General features: G+C 48.5%; 14 protein-coding genes and 4 pseudogenes. 8 read left to right on the plus strand and 10 right to left on the minus strand.

Annotated elements, in window-relative coordinates; translation table 11 throughout:
* The 3 genes and pseudogenes from D3222_RS20685 to D3222_RS20690 all read right to left on the minus strand — a co-directional run.
* Positions 1–377 (minus strand): Rpn family recombination-promoting nuclease/putative transposase (locus D3222_RS20685; protein ID WP_118987813.1); only part of this gene is annotated, 377 nt, incomplete at its 3' end.
* Positions 378–451: 74 nt separating this feature from the next.
* Positions 452–538, minus strand: a pseudogene (locus D3222_RS26845) (hypothetical protein); the annotation flags it as partial.
* A gap of 15 nt (positions 539–553) precedes the next feature.
* Positions 554–850 (minus strand): hypothetical protein, encoded by a 297-nt coding sequence (locus tag D3222_RS20690; protein WP_339367476.1) that lies wholly within the window; start codon positions 848–850, stop codon positions 554–556.
* 302 nt (positions 851–1,152) lie between these two features.
* On the opposite strand from D3222_RS20690, the gene D3222_RS20695 reads away from it, so the two are divergent.
* The 7 genes from D3222_RS20695 (at position 1,153) to D3222_RS20725 (ending at position 19,835) form a co-directional block, all read left to right on the plus strand.
* Positions 1,153–2,583 carry a gamma-aminobutyraldehyde dehydrogenase gene (locus tag D3222_RS20695; RefSeq protein ID WP_118987814.1) on the plus strand — a complete coding sequence of 477 codons (1,431 nt, stop codon included), beginning with the start codon at positions 1,153–1,155 and terminating at the stop codon, positions 2,581–2,583.
* 15 nt (positions 2,584–2,598) lie between these two features.
* Positions 2,599–3,372 carry a nuclear transport factor 2 family protein gene (locus D3222_RS20700; protein ID WP_118987815.1) on the plus strand — a complete coding sequence of 258 codons (774 nt, stop codon included), beginning with the start codon at positions 2,599–2,601 and terminating at the stop codon, positions 3,370–3,372.
* A gap of 120 nt (positions 3,373–3,492) precedes the next feature.
* The gene (locus tag D3222_RS20705; protein WP_118987816.1) at positions 3,493–4,770 is read left to right on the plus strand and encodes a 4-aminobutyrate--2-oxoglutarate transaminase; all 1,278 of its coding nucleotides are present in this window, start codon (positions 3,493–3,495) and stop codon (positions 4,768–4,770) included.
* A 34-nt stretch (positions 4,771–4,804) separates the two neighbouring features.
* Positions 4,805–5,173 (plus strand): DUF805 domain-containing protein, encoded by a 369-nt coding sequence (locus tag D3222_RS20710; RefSeq protein ID WP_118987817.1) that lies wholly within the window; start codon positions 4,805–4,807, stop codon positions 5,171–5,173.
* Positions 5,174–5,230: 57 nt separating this feature from the next.
* Positions 5,231–6,772, plus strand: a complete 1,542-nt coding sequence (locus D3222_RS20715) for an NAD(P)/FAD-dependent oxidoreductase (RefSeq protein WP_118987818.1) — start codon at positions 5,231–5,233, stop codon at positions 6,770–6,772.
* A gap of 493 nt (positions 6,773–7,265) precedes the next feature.
* Positions 7,266–8,588, plus strand: a complete 1,323-nt coding sequence (locus tag D3222_RS20720) for an MFS transporter (RefSeq protein ID WP_118987819.1) — start codon at positions 7,266–7,268, stop codon at positions 8,586–8,588.
* Positions 8,589–9,914: 1,326 nt separating this feature from the next.
* Positions 9,915–19,835, plus strand: a complete 9,921-nt coding sequence (locus D3222_RS20725; protein ID WP_118987820.1) for a non-ribosomal peptide synthetase — start codon at positions 9,915–9,917, stop codon at positions 19,833–19,835.
* 87 nt (positions 19,836–19,922) lie between these two features.
* Here D3222_RS20725 and D3222_RS27005 read toward each other — a convergent pair.
* From D3222_RS27005 to D3222_RS20740, 3 genes and pseudogenes are all read right to left on the minus strand, one after another.
* A pseudogene (locus D3222_RS27005) lies at positions 19,923–20,246 on the minus strand (cytidine deaminase-like fold-containing protein); the annotation flags it as partial.
* Positions 20,243–20,938: a hypothetical protein gene (locus D3222_RS20735; RefSeq protein WP_198672883.1), complete on the minus strand. Its 696-nt coding sequence runs from the start codon at positions 20,936–20,938 to the stop codon at positions 20,243–20,245. The gene D3222_RS20735 and the pseudogene D3222_RS27005, both read right to left, overlap by 4 nt.
* Positions 20,904–21,083, minus strand: a complete 180-nt coding sequence (locus tag D3222_RS20740; protein ID WP_118987822.1) for a hypothetical protein — start codon at positions 21,081–21,083, stop codon at positions 20,904–20,906. Before D3222_RS20740 ends, D3222_RS20735 begins: the two co-directional genes overlap by 35 nt.
* 56 nt (positions 21,084–21,139) lie before the next feature.
* Here D3222_RS20740 and D3222_RS20745 point away from each other — a divergent pair.
* A pseudogene (locus D3222_RS20745) lies at positions 21,140–21,235 on the plus strand (IS3 family transposase); the annotation flags it as partial.
* Positions 21,236–21,427: 192 nt separating this feature from the next.
* Here the strand turns inward: D3222_RS20745 and D3222_RS20750 are convergent.
* The 4 genes and pseudogenes from D3222_RS20750 to D3222_RS20765 all read right to left on the minus strand — a co-directional run.
* Positions 21,428–21,649, minus strand: a complete 222-nt coding sequence (locus tag D3222_RS20750; protein ID WP_118987823.1) for a hypothetical protein — start codon at positions 21,647–21,649, stop codon at positions 21,428–21,430.
* Positions 21,649–22,362 (minus strand): hypothetical protein, encoded by a 714-nt coding sequence (locus D3222_RS25620; protein ID WP_198672884.1) that lies wholly within the window; start codon positions 22,360–22,362, stop codon positions 21,649–21,651. Before D3222_RS25620 ends, D3222_RS20750 begins: the two co-directional genes overlap by 1 nt.
* A gap of 371 nt (positions 22,363–22,733) precedes the next feature.
* On the minus strand, positions 22,734–23,030 hold the full coding sequence (locus tag D3222_RS20760; protein WP_118987824.1) for a barstar family protein: 297 nt from the start codon (positions 23,028–23,030) through the stop codon (positions 22,734–22,736).
* A pseudogene (locus tag D3222_RS20765) lies at positions 23,027–23,857 on the minus strand (ribonuclease domain-containing protein); the annotation flags it as partial. The pseudogene D3222_RS20765 and the gene D3222_RS20760, both read right to left, overlap by 4 nt.

Genomic DNA, 23,857 nt, shown 5'->3' on the forward strand with positions numbered 1-23,857 from the left:
TTTCCTTGGTAGAATAATACGGGTATCACCAGAGGTAACGTTTTATGGCCGGCATCAAGATGACGTTGCATCGCAGCGATCGCGTAACGTAGCAACCGAAACGCCATATGCTTATCCGGTGAACTTTGATGCTCAATCAGACAATACACGTAGCCGTCACCCTTACCTGCTTTCAACGAATACAACACGTCGCTGTAGTACGGTCGAAGATCGTCTTCGAGAAAACTCCCTGACGCCAGTTGCAGCGTTTCCAGATCACACACTTTGAGTAACGCCGGCGGCAGATGAAGTTGCAGAAAATCCCTGGCGGTATCCGGATGCGTCAGGAACTGCTTAAAAATAGCATCATGCAATGTAGGCGTGGTGTTTTTCTTCATCGTTCATCATATTCCTAAAACTCCAAGCTTAACTTTAACACACCCTACAGATGTTCACATAGGGTCTACTCACCTCAAACTCCGGGATCAATTAAACGTCGCCAACTAAAAATCACATCATGGGCAGTAATAGGAGAACTATCAGACCACTTTATCCTTTCTCTTAAATGAAATAATCATACTTTATTATCTTTGGTTTCCCAATTGACTACTAAATCGGGATTTAACTTACCATCAATGCCTGTGTCAATTAATCCACTAAAGAAGTCGTGAATAATATCAAATTCAACATCACTTTTAACTTTATGAATATCAATAGATGCAGGCTCTGAATCATTATTATGACGAACAATATTCTGGTTAGTTGCCAGTTGTGTACCAGGTGGAATAATTGCTGCATGAGATAATGTCAAGCTTCCAAATATAATTCCTGCGAATAAAGATATATTTTTTATTGTCTTTTTTATCGTCATTTCTCCAGTAAAACTTCGTTTTTTAATATTGATGTTGCAAACTGAGCAATATCTGATATTACCTCGATTGTAAATAATCCTGCCGAGGAATAGCTCCGAATCTTTTCTTTTAGTTAAAAAAATCCTCGATCCTGCTCACAGATCGGCATATTTTCCTGAACAGGAATATCGAAAGTTACATCTATATATCTAATTATTCTTTTATTTTTGTTTTTTAGTTGAGAAATTAACAGCTATATAGCAATTGAATATATTAAGTTATAGGTTATATTTTATATTATCTCATCCATCAGGAGGTAATTATGGCGGTACCAACGCTCAGGCATTTTATTAATAGTCAGTATGTTGAATCTAAAAGTTCCGAATATTTTGACCTGGTAAGCCCAGTCACTGGTGAAATCTATGCGCGTTCTCCTAACGCGACTGTAGCGGATGTTGATGAAGCTTATGCATCGGCTAAAGAGGCATCCAAGATCTGGCGGCGCAGCACACCGTCAGCACGTCAGCAGGCGTTGCTGGCATTAGCCGATGCGGTGGAAAAAAACGCTGAACGTCTGATCGAAGCGCAAAGCCGCAATACCGGGCAGCTCAAGCATCTGATTGCCTCTGAAGAAGTTGCGACATCAGTGGATCATATCCGTTTCTTCGCTGGCGCCGCCCGTTTTCTGGAAGGCAAAGCGACGGCTGAATATCTTCCTGATATGACGACCAGCATCCGGCGCGAACCACTGGGCGTGGTGGGGCAAGTTACGCCGTGGAACTACCCGCTGATGATGGCAGTATGGAAGATAGCGCCTGCGCTGGCAGCGGGTAATACTGTGGTACTTAAACCGAGCGATACCACGCCGGAAAGTACTCTGTTGCTGGCTGAACTGGCCGCTCCGTTCTTCCCTATAGGTGCATTCAACGTGGTGTTGGGTGATGCCAGCGCGGGTGCTCTGGTTGTTTCACACAAAATGCCAGCTATGGTTTCCATCACGGGTTCCGTGCGCGCGGGTTTGCAGGTTGCCTCTTCGGCGGCGGCTAATCTCACTAGAGCACATTTGGAGCTAGGTGGCAAAGCACCGGTGGTTGTTTTCGCCGATGCAGATATGGACAAAGCGGTGGAGACCATTGCTACCGCGGGGTATTTCAACGCGGGTCAGGATTGTACGGCAGCCTCGCGTGTGCTGGTGCATGAATCTGTTTACGATACCTTCGTCGCCAAACTGGTGGCGGCGGCTAAAGCTACCCGCTTTGGTTATCCGGAAGATGAAAAGGCGCTGTATGGGCCGCTCAATAATGCTCGTCAGCTGGAGCAGGTCAAAGGCTTCATTGCCCGTTTGCCCGCTCATGCCTGTATCGAAACAGGGGGCCGTCAGGCCGAACATTCGGGTTATTACTTTGAACCTACGGTAATTACTGGTCTGGAACAGCACGACGAAGCAATCCAGAGCGAGATTTTCGGCCCGGTTATCACGGTGCAGAAGTTCCGTGATGAACAGGATGCCATAGAGAAAGCTAACGACGTGGAATACGGACTGGCCTCCAGTGTCTGGACCCGCGACCATGGCCGCGCGTTGCGTTTGTCACGTGAACTCGATTTCGGTACCGTCTGGATTAACACCCATATTCCCCTTACGGCAGAAGCGCCGCATGGCGGTTTCAAGAGCTCCGGATATGGTAAAGATCTGTCGGCTTATGGCTTCGATGAATATACGCGTATCAAACACGTGATGAGTTCCAACGACTGATACAGGACATCCGTAATGATTCAGAATAGATCTCCACGCGACTTGGTGTCGCGTGCGCACCACGAGCTGTTTACTGACCGTGATATAGGGGCGCTTGAGCGTTATTTCGCGCCACATTTCATCGAACATTCCCCGTTGGTCAAAGAGGGTCTTGCCGGATTGCGTGAGCGGGTCTGGACACATCCTGAACTGCACCACGAAGCGTATCGTGTACTGCAAGATGGTGATCTGGTCGCCATCCACGGTCGTTTTACGGGATTAGACGACCCGCCGTTGGTCGGTTTCGATCTGTACCGGGTTGCCGATGGCTTAATCGTAGAGCACTGGGACGGTCTGGTGCCGCAGGCTGCACCCAACGTCAGTGGCCGGACTCAGTTAGACGGCCCGACTGAAGCAGGCCATGACCATGACCGAGAGAAGAATCGCGAACTGGTGGTCAACTTTTTCACACGTACCTTGATCGAGGGTCACTACGAAGAGTTTGGAAATTACACTAATGGTGAATTGTTTCGCCAGCACAGCCCTGATATTTCCGATGGTACGGCGGCGGTCATCTCGTTTCTTAAGCAACTCAGGGATGAAGGGCAGGGTCTGCATTACACTAAAATTCACCGTACGGTAGCCGATGGGCAGTTTGTTCTGACCCATTCGGAGGGGAGTATCGCCGGAGTGCGTCACGGCTACTTCGAGCTATGGCGCATTGAGAGCGGCAAAGTGGCTGAGCTTTGGGATGCAATCACCCCGGTACCGGAGGATGCGAAAGCGCTGCATCGCCACGGTATTTTTTAGAGCGCGAAGCTTGCGGTCGCGACGCTGGATCAGTTACTTCTACCCGCTCTGAGAGCTATTCACATCGGGTATCTGTCTGCTGAAGCTCGCTTATTTCAGATTGCTGAGGAGTTTTCATTTATGACTGAATCTATGTTAGCCAAAAGACGCAGTGCGGCTATTGCAAAAGGCGTCGGCGTGACCACGCAAGTCTATGTGGAGCGTGCGGAAAACGCTGAAATCTGGGACATTCAGGGGCAACGTTATATCGATTTTGCCGCCGGTATTGCCGTGGTGAATACCGGCCACCGCCATCCGCGCGTCATCGCGGCAGCCAGAGAACAACTGGAACAGTTTACCCACACCTGTCATCAGGTGGTGCCCTACGAAAATTATGTGGCGTTGGCCGAACGTCTGAACCGCTTGGTGCCTGGTAATTTTGCGAAGAAGACCGTCTTTGTCACTACCGGGGCCGAGGCGGTGGAAAATGCCGTGAAGATCGCGCGTGCCGCTACCGGGCGCAGTGGCGTGGTGGCTTTCAGCGGCGCTTTTCATGGCCGTACCTTCCTCGGTATGTCATTAACCGGCAAAGTTGCACCGTACAAAATGGGGTTCGGCCCGCTGGTTAGCGATGTTTACCGTGTTCCGTTTCCGATTGGGCTGCATGGCATTAGTGTGGAACAAACGCTGAATGCGCTGGAAAATCTCTTTAAAGCCGACATTGAGCCCACGCGCGTCGCTGCCATCATCATCGAACCGGTACAGGGCGAAGGCGGTTTCTATCCTGCTCCTCCCGAGTTGCTCAAAGCTCTGCGTGAGATTGCCGATTGCCACGGCATTGTTCTTATCGCCGATGAGATCCAGACCGGTTTCGCGCGTACGGGCAAACTGTTTGCCATGGAGCATCATGAGGTTGTTGCCGATCTGACCACTATGGCGAAAGGTCTGGCGGGCGGTTTGCCGCTGGCGGCTGTAACGGGACGTGCAGAGTTGATGGACGCTGTAGTGCCTGGTGGTCTGGGGGGAACGTATGGTGGTAACCCGGTGGCGATTGCGGCCGCCCATGCGGTGCTGGATGTGATCGAAGAAGAAAAGCTGAATGCGCGGGCGACGCAGTTGGGAGACCAGCTAAAACAGTGCCTGCATGAACTGCGCCCGCGTGTCCCGCAGATCGCCGACGTGCGTGGGCTCGGGCTGATGATTGCGGTGGAGTTTAACCATGCGGACAGTCAGGAACCCGATGCCAGTTTTACCAACGCGGTACGTCAGAAAGCGCTGGAGCGTGGTCTGATCCTGCTGATGTGCGGTGTACACGGCAACGTGATCCGTTTCCTTCCGCCGCTGACCATACAAAATAACGTTTTTAATGAGGCGCTCAACATTCTGGAGTCTGTGCTGCTCGATCTGACTGAACAGTAGATAGAACCTGCTGCCTCACAAGAGGGGGATAACAATGCACTGGTATTTAAAGGTATTAAAGAACTATGCATGCTTCAGGGGGCGATCCAAGCGTAAGGAGTTTTGGTATTTCTTACTGTTCCAGATCCTAGCTGTATTTATTATCTCTTTCCTTGAAAGCTACTTTGCCGTTGCCAATCCTGAAGTTTATATGGGCTGGTTCAGCGCTGTCTATCTGCTACTCACGTTTTTGCCCGCGCTAGCAGTGAATGCCCGCCGCCTGCACGACATCAACTGTAGCGCTTGGTGGTTACTGCTGCATCTCATACCGTTTATCGGCACTGTTACCCTGCTGATTCTCGCCGGTCTGAAAGGGAGCTCTGGCAGCAATAAATACAGCTCGGATAGCCGGATTCACTCATAGGGAAACTCTCCAAATCAGGCCAACGGGTGATTTCAAGATCATGACAGGAGTACTGAAATGACAATGAATAGAAGAGACTTTATCTCTACCGTCGCGACGCTCGCGGGGGCGGGAGTGCTTTCATCCGTACTTCCCAACTTATCCCTGTTTGCCCGGACCTTAACTGTGGCCGATGCTCCGGCCGTCAATGTTGATAGGCTCCGGCCAACACTGTTGGAGGATGCGCGGCATAGAGCCAGCCGGTTGGGGCTGGATCCGCGCATCTGGAGCTGGCATAAAGACGCTGCCGCTGATGCCATGCCAGCCAACTATTATGAAGCGTCTTTGGCTGACTGGTCAGCTTTTGGAAGCCTGCCTGGAGACCAGAACTGCGAGGTTGTGGTTATCGGCGGTGGGTTGCTGGGTGCTTCCACGGCATTGCATCTTGCTGAAGCGGGAGTGGACGTGATTCTGGTTGAAAAGGATAACATTGGTTCAGGCGCTTCTGGCCGCAACGGGGGACAGATAACCCCTGGGATTGCACGTTGGGATGCTAAAACCATGCTGGAAAAACTTTCATTCGATGAGGCTAAACGCTTATGGCGTTTTGCATCTGTTGAAGCGATGAATCTCGTGGATGAACTCCGTGAGCGTTATAGTTTCGAATGTGACCGCAAATATGGTCATATCACTGCTGCGGTGCACGCAGGCCACATGGGGCCGCTGGTGGCTAATGCCGATGCCCGGCGCCAGATGGGCGATACGGCGATGAGAGTTATCGGGCCGCACGAATTACAGGAAGAGTATGTGCGTTCGAGCATCTACCATGGAGCAAATATCGACAGTATCGGTGGGCAGGTTCAGCCTCTGGCACTGTTGCGTGGCCTGGTTTATGGTTTTGCCAGATTGGGTGGGCGAATCTATGACAACACCAAAGTGAAGGGCATTAGGAAGGACGCCGGTGGCACAGTCGTAGAAACTGAGCGGGGGGTTATCAGGGCAAGTAAAGCCGTGGTGTTGGGGGTGCATGTCTCCACGGGTGAGTTTATCTCCGGTCCTTCCACCACGGTGCCTTTTTTTTCCTATGTGGCGGTAACGCCGCCATTGCCAGTAGATGTCAAAGAGCTGATCCCGTCAGATCTGCCGGTCTATGATACACAGTTACAGGTCGACTACTATCGTGCGGTGCGCAACAACCGCCTGCTGTTTGGTGGACAGGGTACTGGCAACTCCTGGTCACCACGTGATGTGAACAACTATCTGCTTGAGCGTATCAGAACCGTGTTCCCGCAGTTGGAAAAAACCGAACTGGAATATTCCTGGGGCGGGATCAGCGATCTGACCTTGAACGGTGCCATCGATGCCAGCAAGAGCGGCGACAGAGTACCCGTGTATATGGTACATGGCTGGAGTGGTCATGGAGTGGCGCAGACGGTGCGCATTGGCAAAGCTATCAGCGACGATCTTACCAGACGCAACGACGACCTTACCATGCTTACCTGCATTGACCACGCGAGTATCCCGTTGGGTTCCTATCTCTCTCCGGTAGCCATTCCGTTGGCTAAGGGAGTTCTGGGAGTGATAAGCACGCTTAATCCGGCGGATATGGTTTCGTTCTGAGCAGCAGGGCGTAGGGTTTCGGGAGCAAATGTCGGTTATATTTGCATTGATTAATGATTGTATTAATATTTTTTATGCCATCAATCGTTAACTTGAGGTGCATTATGCTCTATATGATGCAATGGAGGGCACAGGGGAAAAATGGGTGCGTTGGTAACATATCCCATTGAGGTTATTTTATTTATTCTTCCTTGTAATAAAGAGTGAGCCTGAGGGGGATAGGCCCTTGGAATCATATGCTTTGCGTTATTATTAATGTGAGTTTTTTATCTGCGATTTTTAATTCTTGTCTTTAATTTCAAGTTTCGGGTTGGTTGATACAATAATAAATTGAAAATAATAACGTCAATTATATTTTTCATAGCGATAATATAAACATAAATTGAATTAACACGGGAAACATTAAAAACCAATGTTATTGGCGCCTATTATTCAATTGACAATTTATCTTTATAATTAAGAATAATGAAATTTTTGGCATTGGTGATTCAAGATGAGTAGCACTAAAACAGTCAGTATCCAACATGTTATTAATAATCAAAAATTTTCGAAAGTTCAATGGCAAGTATTAATTCTATGTTTTTTAATTGTTGTTATTGATGGTTTTGACACGGTATTAATGGGGTATATTGCACCCGCCGTGGTCAATGATTTTAAAGTGGAAGGTGCTATTCTTGGGCCGACGATGAGCGCCGCTCTTTTTGGGTTATCGTTGGGCTCGATTTTTTCTGGCCCACTTGCAGATCGATTTGGTCGAAAATCAGTGCTGACAATATCCGTCACTGTTTTTGGCCTGCTTAGTCTTGCTACCGCTGTTGCAGATTCAATACAGACATTAACTATTTTGCGTTTTTTGACTGGGTTAGGTCTTGGTGCGGCAATGTCAAATGCAATAACCTTAATATCTGAATATGCACCAGAGAATCGGAGATCCTTGTTAATAAATATCGTTTTTTGTGGTTTCCCTCTTGGTGCAGCGGTAGGTGGGGTGATTTCCGCATGGATTATTCCACATTTTGGTTGGCAGGGAGTTTTGATTTTAGGGGGTATTCTGCCGTTGTTGCTATCGCTATTTCTCTTGCCTTTATTACCTGAATCACTTAGGTATTTGGTTTTGAAAGGGGGTTCAGAAGGTAATATAAGACGAATTTTGTCTAAAATGACCGGTAATGCTTTAAATGAGATAAACAAGTTTACCTTTGATGAAGAAGAAATTATACATAAGTCGTCAATTAAAACAGTTTTATCCGATCGATTCTTACTCGGGACGATAATGTTATGGATAACTTATTGTATGGGAGCATTGGTTTTTTATCTTCTGACAAGTTGGATGCCGTTTTTAATGAATGATGTTGGTTTCAGTATTAGCATGGCGGCAACATTGACAGCATTATTTCCTTTGGGCGGTGTAATAAGCACAATATTTTCCGGTTGGTTAATGGATCGAATTAATCCTCATAAAGTGGTTGCAACTAATTATTTACTAACTGGTATTTTTGTCTTTTTTATTGGTCAAGAAGAGAATGTATTGTTATTGAGTATTTTTATATTTCTTGCCGGGATAGCGATGAATGGTGCTCAGGCGTCGATGGGGGCAATTGTCGCACAATTTTATCCTACACATTGTAGGGCAACAGGCGTTGCTTGGATGCTAGGGTTTGGCAGATTTGGTGGGATTTTCGGTGCCTTATTTGGCGCGGAATTGATCAAGCTTGAATTAAGTCATAGCACTATTTTTGCCATTTTATCCATTCCAGCTATTGTAGCTGCTTTATCATTAACATTTAAGGATGTGAGTTATAGAAGGTATAAATAGATAATTTTATAGAAATAACAGATGGTTAATATATTCTAAATAGCTAACCTTGAACAATTTAAATATAAAAATATGAGGGGTGCTTTGTTGTCAATTACTCGGTGGAGATATATTGGATTATATACCTAATAGATTTCGAGTTGCAGCGAGGCGGCAAGTGAACGAATCCCCAGGAGCATAGATAACTATGTGACTGGGGTGAGTGAAAGCAGCCAACAAAGCAGCAGCTTGAAAGATGAAGGGTATAAGTATTAGAGCCTATCCCAATAGCTTTGTTGGGATAGGGAGTTAATACCCATGTTATTTTAAAATAATATCAATCATAAAATTTAAATTAATGTTGTTATTGGTTTTTTATGATTTTAATAAATGGTTTAATATGGGTGTTTAGTTGTAAATATATGTAATGAAAAAGTTATTTTTATATTTAAAGTTTGAATGAGATATAAGGTGACTTAAAATTAAATTATTCAAATGGGAGGGTGTTTAATTTGTGCGATAGTAAATATTATTGAATAGTATATAGATTGCGATGTGTATTATTATGAAGCAATGGAAATTAAGTTACTTTAATTTGAAATTGTTTCTTGGTGGTTCTGGATATAATGGCGTTTATATTTTCTTCATGTTATAGTTATTACGGGTAATATGTGATCAAGTTAAATATAATTTATATTTATCCATTTGTGGTATATTTGTTAGCTGTATTGTCTTATTGTTGAAAAATAATTTTTTATGAATTATTTTTAGCTTGTCGTTATATTTTGATATAATTTAATGCGCAGGATTATTTGGTGGGGGGCTATTTCACAGATGATTATCAAAGTAATATTTTGATAATTAAATATAAATTGGTCTGTTTTATCTTTAAAATACTTAATTTTATTTGAAATGATTTTAATTAGGTATTAATTGAAAACAGATAAAATTATATACCTAATAGATTTCGAGTTGCAGCGAGGCGGCAAGTGAACGAATCCCCAGGAGCATAGATAACGATGTGACTGGGGTGAGTGAAAGCAGCCAACAAAGCAGCAGCTTGAAAGATGAAGGGTATAGGTTATTTGGCAATTATGGATAATAAATGCAGCTAATGGTTAAGTTTTTAATTATGGAATTCAGCGCCTATTGGAATAGGCAGTTAACGTCAGTCAGCAAAAATTGCAGTGAATTAATCGGGCTGTGTATCCCGTATTTGAGTTGCTTGGATGGATAGCAGATGTGTCTATTTTTATTTTTGGGCAAGAAGTAGGAGAGAAACATTAGTGATGACTGTCGGGAATGACGGTTCTCAAATTTCTAACAGATTCGTTGAGGTAGTAGTAGATGAAAAATAATATTGTTAAAGTGGGAAGTGCGTTTAAAACTCAGACGTCAGAAAATATAACCGACGCAAATGACGTTTCACAACAAACTCGAAATACAAAGAATATCCTCCAGAGACTCACATCCAGTGAATTATTCTGGTATGAGCGTCTTGCTGCTTTTCAACCCCTCCAGTTACCTTTCGAAACCGCCGGAGAACAAACAGAACCCATATGGACAATGAGTGCTTGGCAATCTCCTCCGCAAAAAAATGGTGAAGAGGAGCCATTGCGCACGTTGTTGCAGACTTTTGTCATTTACCTTGCACGTTTGACTCAGCAGACCGTATTCCAAATCGGTTGGAGCGTGGATAAGGTAAAAGATGAATCGGCAAATCTGGCGCCGGTGGTGCCGATGGCCGTTGAGGTAGCGTTTGATAAGCCTTGGCGTGAGGTAGCTGGCTGGGTTGATGATGAGCTATCCCGGTTAGCGCGGCACGGCACATTTAGTTGTGATCTCTTCTCTTGCTCTCCTTCATTGCATGCTATCCCGGCGTTGGCAACAAGCCGGCCGTGGCAAATCGCCGTCTCGTTGATAAAGGGTGATAGGCCACGTGATCAAAAGGTATCCGGTGAATTGCTGACCCTCCAGATAAATGCACTGGGGGGGTTTCGCTGGATCTACGATGAAAGCCGCTTGAGCACGGAAGTCGTTTTGCGGATGAGCGAGCACTTACAGGTGCTGGCGGCATCGAAAAGGATGGGGGATGACATTCCCGTCGGGCAGCTTAATTTGTTGCCTGAGGCTGAACGCACATTGCTACTGGAAACTTGGAACGCGACTGAAACCCCCTATCCTGATCCGTTATGTATTCATCAGTTATTTGAGCAACAGGTAGCGCAAGCTCCAGAGGCCACGGCGTTAGAGTATCAAGGGCAGTGTTTCAGTTACGCTGAATTAAATGCTGGCGCTAACCGGCTGGCGCACCAATTGATTGCATTGGGTGTCATGCCGGACCAGCGGGTGGCGATTTGCGTGGCACGCTCCCCGGCGATGGTGGTGGCGCTGCTGGCGGTGCTGAAAGCGGGTGGGGCCTATGTGCCGCTGGATTCAACCTACCCGGCGGAACGTCTGGCGTATATCCTAAATGATACTGCCCCGTCAGTGATATTGGCTGATGTGATCGGGCGGGCAGCGTTGGGTGACGTCGCGCCGGCCGGGTTGACCGTGCTTGACCCGAATATCCTACCTGACCAACCGGACAGCAATCCATCGGTGACTGCATTGACACCACGGCATCTGGCCTATGTGATTTACACCTCCGGTTCAACCGGGCAGCCGAAAGGAGTGATGATAGAACATCAGGCGATTTATCAACGCTATCTGGGCTTTAATGACACCTATGTCGTCACTGAGCAAGATCGGGTGTTGCAATTTGCCGCTTTTGTGTTTGACGTTTCAGTAGAGGAATTTTTCTCGGTATTGTGTAACGGGGCCACACTGGTTATCCGGGATGATAGCTGGCTGGCTTCGGTACGGGAATTTATTGCTTTAGCCCGGCGACATCGTATTACGATCATTTCTCTGCCGACCTTATTCTGGTCTGAACTGGCGGCCAGAGATCCAGGGTTACCGCTGCCGGATTGCCTCCGGCTTGTCATGATTGGTGGCGAGGCGGTAAAAAAGAACGCCGTTCAGGACTGGTTTGCGCAGGAAGGTCACCGGCCCCGGTTGTTGAACGGCTATGGCCCGACGGAAAATACTGTGACGGTGACCTACAAGGAGATATTATCCCCGGAAGATGCCCGTTCTATTGGCCGGCCGGTTAAAAATTCCTGCATCTATCTGTTGGACAGAGAGGGGAATCCGGTTCCATTGGGTGGCATTGGCGAAATGTACATTGGCGGCGTGGGTGTGGCACGGGGTTATCTGAACCGACCTACATTGAGCGCGGAACGTTTTCTGTCGGATCCCTTTAGTTCGGAATCCGATGCGCGGATGTATCGCTCCGGGGATTTGGCCCGTTTTCTGCCGGACGGTGAGCTGGAATTCCTGGGCCGTAACGATGAGCAGGTTAAAATCCGTGGCTTCCGGGTTGAGTTGGGGGAAATTGAAACCCGTTTGGTGGAACACTCGGCGGTACAAGAGGCGGCGGTGCTGGCGCTGGATGACGGGCAGCACAAACGGCTGGTCGCCTATGTGGCGGCGGAAGAGCATGAGAGATTGGCTGCTGATTTACGTGAATACTTGAGTGCGATTTTACCTGACTATATGGTTCCGGTGGCTTTTGTGCGTCTGGATACTTTCCCTCAGACCCCGAGCGGTAAGCTGGATCGCCGGGCATTACCCGCGCCAGGCGAGGAAGATTTTGCCCGTCAGATTTATGAAGCGCCACAAGGAGAGGCAGAGATCGCCTTGGCGGCTATCTGGCGTGAATTATTGGGCATTGAGCAGATAAGCCGACATGACAGTTTCTTTGCGTTGGGCGGCCATTCACTGCTCGCTGTACGCATGATTGAACGCCTGCGTCACTTGGGGTTAACACTAACGGCGCGTGATCTGTTCCAGTCTCCGGTGCTATCAGCACTGGTTCAAGCGTTGGGGCAGCATCAGGCCGTGATAATACCGCCTAACGTCATCACTCCAGCCACCACGGCGCTGATGCCGGAGATGTTGCCGCTGATTGAGCTGACTCAGACTGATATTGATCGCATCGTTGAACTGGTACAGGACGGGATGACCAATATTCAGGATATCTATGCGTTGTCGCCATTGCAGGACGGTATTCTGTTCCACCACTTGTTGGCACAGGAAGGCGACCCGTATCTGTTGCTCTACCCGGTGGTCTTTGCTAACCGGTCTCTGCTGGATCGTTATCTGGCGGCGGTGCAACAGGCGATTGATCGTCATGACATCCTGCGGACGGCGTTTATCTGGCAAGGATTGTCAGCCCCGGCACAAGTAGTTTGCCGCCGGGCACAGTTGCCCGTGACGGAACTGACGCTAGACCCGGCTGACGGCCCAGTCATTGACCAGTTAACCCGGCGCTTTGATCCGAGTCAGTATCGTCTTGATCTGGGGCAGGCCCCGTTATTGCATTTTGTTATCGCTCAGGAAACTGATGGTCGTTGGTTCTTACTGGAATTACAGCATCACTTGATTGGTGATCATGAAACGATGGAAGTGATGCACCGTGAGGTGCGGGCGTATTTTGCCGGGCAGGAAGAATATCTGCCTACGCCGGCCCCTTTCCGCAATCTGGTGGCTCAGTCCCGGCTGGGGGTGAGTCAGACGGCACATACCCGTTTCTTTACCGACATGTTGGCGGAGGTGGATGAGCCAACGTTGCCATTTGGGTTGGCGGAGGTGCATCGTGATGGATCTCGAATGACGGAATCCCACCGGATGCTGACGACCACGTTAAATGATCGCCTGCGCAGTCAGGCTCGGCGCTTGGGTATTAGTCTGGCGGCGTTGTGTCATCTAGCTTGGGCGCAGGTGCTGTCGCGTACCAGTGGTCAGGAAAAAGTGGTGTTTGGCACCGTGCTGTTTGGGCGTATGGCGGCGGGGGAAGGGGCAGATAATGGCATGGGACTGTTTATGAATACCCTGCCGTTGCGACTGGATATTGACGAGACCCCGGTACAAGATAGCGTGCGGGCGGTGCATCTACGATTGGCTGAATTGCTGGAGCATGAGCATGCTTCACTGGCGCTGGCCCAGCGGTGCAGTGGGGTACAGGGGGAAAGCCCGCTCTTTAGTGCTCTGTTCAACTATCGCCATAATGAGCAACCGGCGGCGTTGGATGAGACGATGGCCGGGATTGAATTCCTGGGCGAACAGGAACGGACTAACTATCCATTTGGACTGTCGGTGGAGGATGGGGGTTCCACGTTGGGGTTGACCGCTCAGGTAGTGCAGCCGTTTGAGCCAGATCGGCTATGCGGTTATATGCAACAGGCGCTGGAAAGTCTGGTGGAGGCGCTTGAACGGGCCCCGGAGACACCGGTACGTATGCTGAATGTCCTACCTGAAACGGAACGCACACTGTTACTGGAAACCTTGAATGCCACGGAAACCCCGTATCCTGACCCATTATGTATTCACCAACTGTTTGAGCAACAGGCAGAGAAAACCCCGGAAGCGACCGCGTTAGTCTATGAAGAGCAGACTCTCAGTTATGCCGAATTAAATGCTCGCGCCAACCGCCTTGCCCATCAATTGATTGCATTGGGCGTTATACCGGATCAACGGGTGGCGATTTGCGTGGCACGCTCCCCGGCGATAGTGGTGGCTTTGTTGGCGGTGCTGAAAGCGGGCGGGGCTTATGTGCCGCTGGACCCGACTTATCCGGGAGAACGTCTGGCGTATATCCTGAATGATACCGCCCCGTCAGTAGTATTGGTTGATGAAGCTGGCCGGGCGGTGCTTGGCGAGCAGGCCCTGGCCGGGCTGACGGTACTTGACTCGAATATCCTACCAGACCAGCCGGACAGTAACCCGCGGGTAGCCGAGCTGACGCCACAACATCTGGCTTATGTCATCTATACCTCCGGTTCAACCGGGCAGCCGAAAGGGGTGATGATAGAACATCAGGCGCTGTATCAACGTCATCTGGGTTTTAATGACACCTATGCAGTTACCGCGCAAGACCGGTTATTACAATTTGCCTCTTTTGCGTTTGATGTTTCGGTGGAGGAGTGCTGCTTATCACTGTGTAATGGCGCCACGTTAGTGATGCGTGATGAGCGTTGGCTGACTTCTATGCAGGAATTTATTGCCTTAGCCGGGCAAAACCGTATCACAGTGATGTCTCTGCCGGCGTTGTTTTGGTCCGAACTGGTTGCCAGAGACAATGGATTACCGTTACCAGATTGCCTCAGGCTCATCATCATTGGGGGTGAGGCGGTGAAAAAGAGCGCCGTTCAGGATTGGTTTACGCGGGAAGTCCATCGTCCTCGACTATTGAACGCCTATGGCCCGACGGAAAATACCGTGACGGCGACCTGTAAAGCGATATTATTCCCGACAGATGATCGTTCTATCGGCCGACCAGTTAAAAATACCTGTATTTACCTGCTGGACAAATACGGTCAACCTGTTCCATTAGGCTGCGTTGGCGAAATGTATATTGGCGGCGTGGGGGTGGCCCGGAATTATCTTAACCAGCCGGAATTGAGTGCGGAACGTTTTATAGCCGATCCCTTTAGTCTGGTATTCGGTGCGCGGATGTATCGCACGGGGGATTTGGCCCGCTACTTGCCGGATGGTGAGCTGGAATTCCTGGGCCGTAACGACGAACAGGTAAAAATCCGAGGCTTCCGAATTGAACTGGGGGAAATTGAAACTCGGTTGATGGAACACCCAGCGGTACAAGAGGCGGCGGTGCTGGCATTGGATGACGGGCGGCACAAACGGCTGGTCGCCTATGTGGCAGCGGAAGCGCATGAGAGATTGGCTGCTGATTTACGTGAATACTTGAGTGCGATTTTACCTGACTATATGGTTCCGGTAGCCTTTGTACATCTGGATACCTTCCCACAGACCCCGAACGGCAAGCTAGATCGCCGGGCATTACCGCCACCACGGGAGGAAGATTTTGCCCGTCAAGTCTATGAAGCGCCGCAAGGGGAAGCTGAGATCGCCCTGGCGGCTATCTGGAGTGAGTTATTGGGTATTGAACAGATTAGCCGACATGACAGCTTCTTTGTGTTGGGCGGCCATTCACTGCTCGCTGTACGGATGATTGAACGCCTGCGTCACTTGGGGTTAACACTAACGGCGCGAGATCTGTTCCAATTTCCGGTGCTGTCAGATTTGGCCCAAACATTGGGACAGCATCAGGTTGTAGTGGTACCGCCTAACGTCATCACTCCAGCCACTACGGTGCTGACGCCGGAAATGTTGCCGCTGATTGATCTGACTCGGACTGATATTGATCGCATCGTCGGGCAGGTGCCGGATGGTGTCGCTAATATTCAGGATATCTATGCCCTGTCACCGTTGCAGGACGGTATCTTGTTCCATCACTTGTTGGAACAAGAAGGCGATCCGTATCTGTTGCTCTATCCGGTGATCTTTGAGAATCGCTCTCTATTGGACCGTTATTTGGCGGCGGTACAACAGGGGATTGATCGCCATGACATCCTGCGTACTGCGTTTATCTGGCAAGGATTATCCGTTCCGGCGCAAGTGGTTTGGCGTCAGGCACGGTTGCCTGTGATGGAACTGACGCTAGACCCGGCTGACGGCCCAGTCATTGACCAGTTAACCCGGCGTTTTGATCCGGGGCATTATCGTCTTAATTTGAGTCAGGCACCGCTACTGCATTTTATTATCGTCCAGGAAACCGATGGACGCTGGTTCTTACTGGAATTGCAGCATCACTTGATTGGCGACCATGAAACGATGGAAGTGATGCACCGTGAAGTGCAGGCGTATTTTTCTGGGCAGGGGGATAGCCTGCCTGCGCCGGTTCCTTTCCGCAATCTGGTGGCTCAGACCCGGTTGAAGGGGGATCAGGCAGCACATACTCGTTTCTTTACCGACATGTTGGCGGAGGTGGATGAGCCAACATTCCCCTTCGGACTGACAGAGGTGCATCGTGACGGATCTCAAATGAGGGAATCTCATCGGATGTTGGCGCCTGAGCTGAATGGCCGTCTGCGCGGTTTGGTTCGGCGTTTGGGTGTCAGTCTGGCGGCGTTGTGTCATCTGGCTTGGGCACAGGTACTGTCGCATACTAGTGGTCAAGAGAAAGTAGTGTTTGGTACCGTCCTGTTTGGGCGCATGGGAGCGGGGGAAGGGGCAGACAATGGTATGGGGTTGTTTATTAATACCTTGCCGTTGCGACTGGATATTGATGATACCCCGGTACAGGATAGCGTGCGTACGGTACATTTGCGACTGGCCGGGTTGCTGGAGCATGAGCATGCCTCACTGGCGCTGGCCCAGCGGTGCAGTGGTATCGCCAGCGGTACGCCACTCTTTAGTGCTCTGTTCAACTATCGACATAATGCCTTATCGGCAACGTCGGATGACGTCATCAGAGGTATTGAATTTCTGGATGGACAGGAGCGAACCAACTATCCATTTGGGCTGTCGGTGGAGGATGGGGGTTCCACGTTGGGGCTGACTGCTCTGGTGGTGCAGCCATTTGAGCCAGATCGACTCTGCGGTTATATGCAGCAGGCGCTGGAAAGTCTGGTGGAGGCGCTTGAACAGGCCCCGGAGACGCCGGTACGCGCGCTGAACATCCTGCCTGAAACGGAACGTACCTTGTTACTGGAAACTTGGAATGCCACTGAAAACCCTTATCCTGACCCATTATGTATTCACCAACTGTTTGAGCAACAGGCAGAGAAAACTCCAGAGGCGACCGCGTTAGTGTATGAAGCGCGGTGTTTCAGCTATGCCGAATTAAATGCTCGCGCCAACCGCCTTGCCCATCAACTGATTGCATTGGGCGTCATACCGGATCAGCGAGTGGCGATTTGCCTGGCACGTTCACCGGCGATAGTGGTGGCTTTGTTGGCGGTGCTGAAAGCGGGCGGGGCTTATGTGCCGCTGGACCCGACTTATCCGGGAGAACGTCTGGCGTATATCCTGAATGATACCGCCCCGTCAGTGGTACTGGTTGATGAAGCTGGCCGGGCGGCGCTTGGCGAAGAAGCGCTTACCGGGTTGACCGTACTTACGCCGGATACCCTGCCAGACCAGCCGGACAGTAACCCTCGGGTAACCGGGTTGATGCCACAACATCTGGCTTATGTTATCTACACTTCCGGTTCAACCGGGCAGCCGAAAGGGGTGATGATAGAACATCAGGCGTTGTATCAACGTCATTTGGGTTTTAATGAGACCTATGCAGTTACTGCGCAAGACCGGCTGTTACAATTTGCCTCTTTTGCGTTTGATGTTTCAGTAGAAGAATGCTGCTTGTCATTGTGTAATGGCGCCACATTGGTCATGCGTGATGAGCGCTGGCTGACTTCCATGCAGGAATTTATTGCCTTAGCCTGGCAGAACCGTATCACAGTGATGTCGCTGCCGGCGTTATTTTGGTCCGAACTGATTGCCAGAGACAATACATTACCGCTACCGGATTGCCTCAGGTTCATCATTATTGGGGGTGAAGCCGTTAAAAAGAGCGCTATTCAAGAGTGGTTTGCGCGGGAAACCTACCGACCTCGACTGTTGAACGCCTATGGCCCGACGGAAAATACCGTGACGGCGACCTGTAAGGAGATATTAGCCCCGGCTGATGACAGTTCTATCGGCCAGCCGCTTAAAAATACCTGCATCTACCTACTGGACAGCGACGGTCAACCTGTCCCATTCGGCTGCGTTGGCGAAATGTATATTGGTGGCGTCGGGGTTGCACGGGGTTATCTTAACCAGCCTGAATTGAGTGAGGAACGTTTTATAGCCGATCCCTTTAGTCCGGTATCTGGTGCGCGGATGTATCGCACGGGGGATTTGGCCCGCTATTTACCGGACGGCAATCTGGAATTTCTGGGCCGTAACGACGAGCAGGTTAAAATTCGGGGCTTTCGGATTGAACTGGGGGAGATTGAAACCCAGTTGTTGGAACACCCGGTGGTGCAAGAGGCGGCGGTGTTGGTGTGGGAGGATGGTCAGGACAAGTATTTGGTCGCCTATGTGGTAGCGGAAGCGAATGAAGGTCTGGCTGCCAGTTTGCGTGCTCATCTGAGTACCATTTTGCCAGATTATATGGTGCCGTCAGCTGTTGTGCGTCTGGATATCTTCCCGCAAACCCCGAACGGCAAGCTAGATCGCCGGGCATTACCCACGCCAGAGAAGGGAGATTTTTCCCGTCAGGTCTATGAAGCGCCGCAAGGAGAAACTGAGACAGCTCTGGCGGCGATCTGGTGTGAGTTATTGGGCGTTGAGCAGGTCAGTCGACATGACAACTTTTTCGTATTAGGCGGCCATTCACTGCTCGCTATGCGCATGACGAATATTGCCGCGGGTCGAGGGATGGTTTGCACATTGAATACCTTGTTCCAATTCCCGGTGCTGACTGAACTGGCCGCAAAAATCACCTCGGATTTACTGTCTCAGCCGCAAAACAGCGCCATATCGGTACGACCTGATGGAACCGGGTTGCCGCTGTTCTTTGTTCCCAGTGGCATGGGTGACTACTCCTATGCTTTCGGGCTGGCTCAGCATATTTCGTCGGGCTACCCGATTTATGCGCTGCCTTGGCCGTCCATCAGTGAAGAACCGATGTCAACGATGGAAGAGCAGGCTGCCAGAATGATCACCTTGATGAAAGCGGTACAACCGGTAGGTCCATATCGGATAGGGGGTTACTCTTCTGGTGGCATATTGGCTTATGCCATTGCTCAACAGCTTTTGAGTGCTGACGAGCGGGTTAATTTCCTGGGGCTGATTGACACGCTTGCTCCTCATTGCTTTGGTCAGCAGATAGCGCAACCCAAACATCAATTTTTTGCTGAGTTGGTCAGGCAATTAGGGGAAGAACATTCTGAAGAGATTGCGGCATTGTATCAGCGAATCGATGAATTGAATTTGGTGCGATTTATTACAGCGGCGCAGGAATTGGCGTTATATCCCGTCAATCTGAGTGCTGACTTAATGGCGAAGCGTTGGGAACAGATGGAGCATTACGAACAAATCGTCAGAAATTATGAGCCACCAGCATTATCGGTAACGCTGCATCAGTTTTATGCGGTAGAGCCTTCCCCGTCTATTTCTTTTATGACGGATGAAAAGTCGGAGCCTTTAAATATCGATCCGTCGTTAGGTTGGGCGCAAATAATAGCTGATACTTCGCTTAAACTCATTGCTATTCCCGGTGACCATTTTAGTTTATTGGAAAATGATGAGAATAAAATGGCTTTAGCTCAGGCCCTCAATATGGCTCTGGCAATCAGTGATGAAGGGGAGGTGGTGTAATATTGGTATATTGATATATTAATAATTTAACCTTGATATAATAATCCGGTATATATTATTTATACCGGATTGTTTTTATACCCGATTTGGCGGTGAGTCATGAAGGTCGATATTCATCACATAAACCCATTCTTTCATCAACTCACCCCGGTGGTAACCTGCTCCGTCAAGGATAATATGAACCTTCTGACTGACCGGATAGGTTTCACGGATGGCACTGATTTCCGCATGAGCGGTTGCCATATTACCGTTTGGTAATGCTTTACCTTTAGCTATTTCTTTTGTCGAAATTCTGTCAGCAATTAGAGAACCTTGTTTCGCATTTGCCTGTTCAGAAGCTCTTGCTGTTTGATTCGTATCAGTAAATATTTTTCCATTCACTTCTAATTTAGCCGTAACTACTGGGGTTATGGCCTCTTTTGTAGCATCTTTCCTTTAGAAACAGCATCCATGACTATATTTGGTATTTGTGATTCTGAAACACCTATTTTGGCAAAGTCATTTACATGGCGTTCTACAATATGTTGAAGCCCCGCCGATGAATTACCTTTCTCAAGAAACACTATTTTACCATCAGCTAACTTTTCAGCTCTTAAGACATTTTCAGGTGAAAATTTGACACCATTCTTAGACATTTCTGTAAGGTATTGTTGGTTAATCGTCCCCTTTCCAACATACAACTTCTCATTTTCAATCAAACTAGCTACGGCATGGGTATCAGGTTTAGCATTGCTTAACAGCGGTTCTGAGGCATGACTCAACTCTTCTGCCAGATTTTTCGCCCCTTCTTTGCTATTACCTAATACTTTTACGGCTCCCGCCGCCAAAACACCGGTCCCAACAGCCGCTTCCGGCGCAACCGCATCAGCAACGAAAATCCCCACGTTATTCAGGCACAGCGCCGGATTGGCTTTACAGCCTTCCAGCGCAATACGCCCTGCCGTTGCCATTTCAGCCGAGCCCGCAATCAGTATATGACCGCCATAAACCAGCGCATAGCCGCCTGCCGCCAGGATATCTTTTTGATTATCTACCGATAACTGATACAACATGTGCTCAGTCATGTTGTTACGATATTTGCGTGCCCAATTCGGATAAATCAACCGTGGTCATCCGCTCTTTTAATTCAAACAGTTTGTCTAATCCATATAAGCTGGATAAATGAAACAGACTCTCTGATGCTTCCGGTGCATTGGGACGAAATAGATCAATATCGTGACCCGCTAAGCGTAACTTGTTGTCCGGCACTGATTCAAGCTCTTCGCAAAATTAAATCATATGATTAATATTGCCCGTAGCATTCAAAATACATCCACTATGACAACCATGAAAGAATTCGCTTAAAGTTAAATGGTCTGAGTCCGGTAGAGTTCCGAACTCAGACATTATTAGCTGTTTAGTGTAACCCGTCCAATTTTTTGGGTCAGTTCATGCACGCGGGGGTTGAATTTCCAGTTACCATCCATCAACAGTAATTTCTCTGCCGTAAAGTCTGACCATGAATACGCCTTTTTCTAATTACACTCAATAATTCCCCCACTGTGCAGTTTTATACCTGACCAACAACAGCCCGACGCAAAGCAGGGACCAGTTTATTTATTCAATAAATGTTCTTTTGCTTTTGATAAAGCATCTTGCAGCCAATCAAGATCAATAGTTCTAGCATTAGGAGAAAATTCTACCTTAATATTTTCAATTCCCTCTTCTTGTTGCAAGAGAGCAAAAAATTCTCCATTACAATAAATTTCAGCGATCAAATATTCGTAACCTACATCGCTTGCTACGACAATCTTTAGTTGATGTCTATTATTCATTATGGCTCCAAAAATCCACGGAAGTTACCTTGAGGATCAAATCTTGCCCCGCGACCATCCGATGCTATTATATCAAAACCACCAAAACGATTGCCCTCTTGGACCTTAGCTCCTGGCGATTTGATTATTCCCTCCAAGATTTTTTGTCCTTGTTGATTAATCTGTGCTGGACCTCCTTTAGCAACAGGGAATGCACTTCCCTCTCGGCTACCATGTTTCTGCAAGGCTCTACCAGCAACAGTTAAATTTCCTGCTTTAGCAGCCGGATCAAGTTTAGTTCCTGTTTTAGCAAGTTCAGTTAGCCCTAATTTGCCAAACCTCTCTGTGTCTATTTTTTGGCCAATAGGTTCATTACGTATATTTTTAGTTGCATCAATCGCTACAGTTTCTGTTTTTACCGCCGCAGCTTCCGCCGCTGTTGCCAAGTTGCGCTCCATATACAACGCTTCTTTTTCAATCAAGCTAGCTACGGCATGGGTATCAGGTTTAGCATTTCTTAACAGCGGTTCTGAGGCATGACTCAACTCTTCTGCCAGATTTTTCGCCCCTTCTTTGCTGTTACCTAATATTTTTACCGCTCCAGCAGCTAAAACACCGATCCCAACCGCCGCTTCCGGCGCAACCGCATCCGCAACGAAAATCCCCACGTTATTCAGGCACAGCGCCGGATTAGCTTTACAGCCTTCCAGCGCAATACGCCCTGCTGTTGCCATTTCAGCCGAGGCGGCAATCAGTATAGATAGACAAGCTCTGCGCTGTTCGCTGCACTATAAGCGCCTTCCGGGTATGGCTAATCAGAGCGCCTGACAACGCCCCGATAAATTTGGCTGTCTAAGCCTTTACTTCATTACTCGTCAGCGCTTCCTGAAGTTTATGGATTTGTCGTCACATTAACTGCCACAACTTCAGTTTTCGCAGCCACCGCTTCTGCTACAATTTTACCTACACCGATTGCACGCGCTACCCGGTGTTAGTGCTTCAACAATCCGCATCCCCGCATTATGCAATATTTCTCTGCACCTATTTTTTGAGCAACAGGCTTATTAAGCAAATTTTTAGTCGCATTAACCGCTACATAACCCAGTTACTCTAATTGATAGTCAAATTTATCAGCTAGTTTAAAATTGATGTCTTGTTCTTTAACCCGATTAAATATGGTAATAATTTTTTTAAAAGTATCGCCCAAATACTGATGAGAAGATTCAGAATTTAGCCAAACAATTGTCACTGGACGTTCAATATCACTACTTAAACGATCCCATAACGCATCAAGATTATTCCCATAATAAGGGCCAAATTCTAACTGTTCAGATAATGCTTTATGAAAATCACCCTCTGAACAGATGTCTTTTCCATCTAAAATAATTTTATGATCTCTCATTTCCACTTACCTATTGAAATAGCCGTTTCGTAATGATCAACGGTGATATATAACAAACCATCATTAGAATACAGCAATCGAGTTCCTGGTTGATTACCACGAGACATCGTATTATCCAATCCTATGTCAGCCTCACGCCATACCCGGCCAAGAGAGGGTGGTAGTAGATTATTTGAATTCTCAAAGATATCGCCACCTAATTGACCTCCAGGTGTAGTATTATTGAGAGCCTTTCCAGGTTTCCAACCATTACCTATTGCTTGGTTCTTAGTAACATAATTTTTCGGCAACTGACCTGTAGTTTTCAGACTCTCCACTACTTCATTTGCAGCTTGAGTTGTTTTCAGATCCATCTTAAGGCCAGCGTAATTAGCAGCATTATGAGCTGCATTATTCATGCTTTTAGTAGTGCTCGCTACCACAATTTTCGCAGCCGCCGCTTCCGCCGCAGTTTTACCCACACCTATTATGTCAGCCACACCACCCGGTGTTAATGCCTCAGCGACCTGCATACCCGCATTGTGCAATCCTTCTGCCAGATTTTTCGCCCCTTCTTTGCTGTTACCTAATACTTTTACCGCTCCCGCCGCCAAAACACCGGTCCCAACAGCCGCTTCCGGCGCAACCGCATCAGCAACGAAAATCCCCACGTTATTCAGGCACAGCGCCGGATTGGCTTTACAGCCTTCCAGCGCAATACGCCCTGCCGTTGCCATTTCAGCCGAGCCCGCAATCAGTATATGACCGCCATAAACCAGCGCATAGCCGCCTGCCGCCACGGCGGTGACGGCAATCGCGGCATTCCGCCGCGCAGTTATGCGCTCTTC

It is taken from the genome of Photorhabdus sp. CRCIA-P01, assembly GCF_003545805.1.
GTDB lineage: Bacteria > Pseudomonadota > Gammaproteobacteria > Enterobacterales > Enterobacteriaceae > Photorhabdus > Photorhabdus antumapuensis.

Bases quoted from the DNA above. Each gene is read 5' to 3' on its own strand.
- D3222_RS20715 (WP_118987818.1), top strand. From the start codon at position 5,231: ATGACAATGAATAGAAGAGACTTTATCTCTACCGTCGCGACGCTCGCG.
- D3222_RS20725 (WP_118987820.1), top strand. From the start codon at position 9,915: ATGAAAAATAATATTGTTAAAGTGGGAAGTGCGTTTAAAACTCAGACG.
- D3222_RS20720 (WP_118987819.1), top strand. From the start codon at position 7,266: ATGAGTAGCACTAAAACAGTCAGTATCCAACATGTTATTAATAATCAA.
- D3222_RS20760 (WP_118987824.1), bottom strand. From the start codon at position 23,030: ATGAGAGATCATAAAATTATTTTAGATGGAAAAGACATCTGTTCAGAG.
- D3222_RS20700 (WP_118987815.1), top strand. From the start codon at position 2,599: ATGATTCAGAATAGATCTCCACGCGACTTGGTGTCGCGTGCGCACCAC.
- D3222_RS20690 (WP_339367476.1), bottom strand. From the start codon at position 850: ATGACGATAAAAAAGACAATAAAAAATATATCTTTATTCGCAGGAATT.
- D3222_RS20710 (WP_118987817.1), top strand. From the start codon at position 4,805: ATGCACTGGTATTTAAAGGTATTAAAGAACTATGCATGCTTCAGGGGG.
- D3222_RS25620 (WP_198672884.1), bottom strand. From the start codon at position 22,362: ATGGCAACAGCAGGGCGTATTGCGCTGGAAGGCTGTAAAGCTAATCCG.
- D3222_RS20695 (WP_118987814.1), top strand. From the start codon at position 1,153: ATGGCGGTACCAACGCTCAGGCATTTTATTAATAGTCAGTATGTTGAA.
- D3222_RS20750 (WP_118987823.1), bottom strand. From the start codon at position 21,649: ATGAATAATAGACATCAACTAAAGATTGTCGTAGCAAGCGATGTAGGT.
- D3222_RS20705 (WP_118987816.1), top strand. From the start codon at position 3,493: ATGACTGAATCTATGTTAGCCAAAAGACGCAGTGCGGCTATTGCAAAA.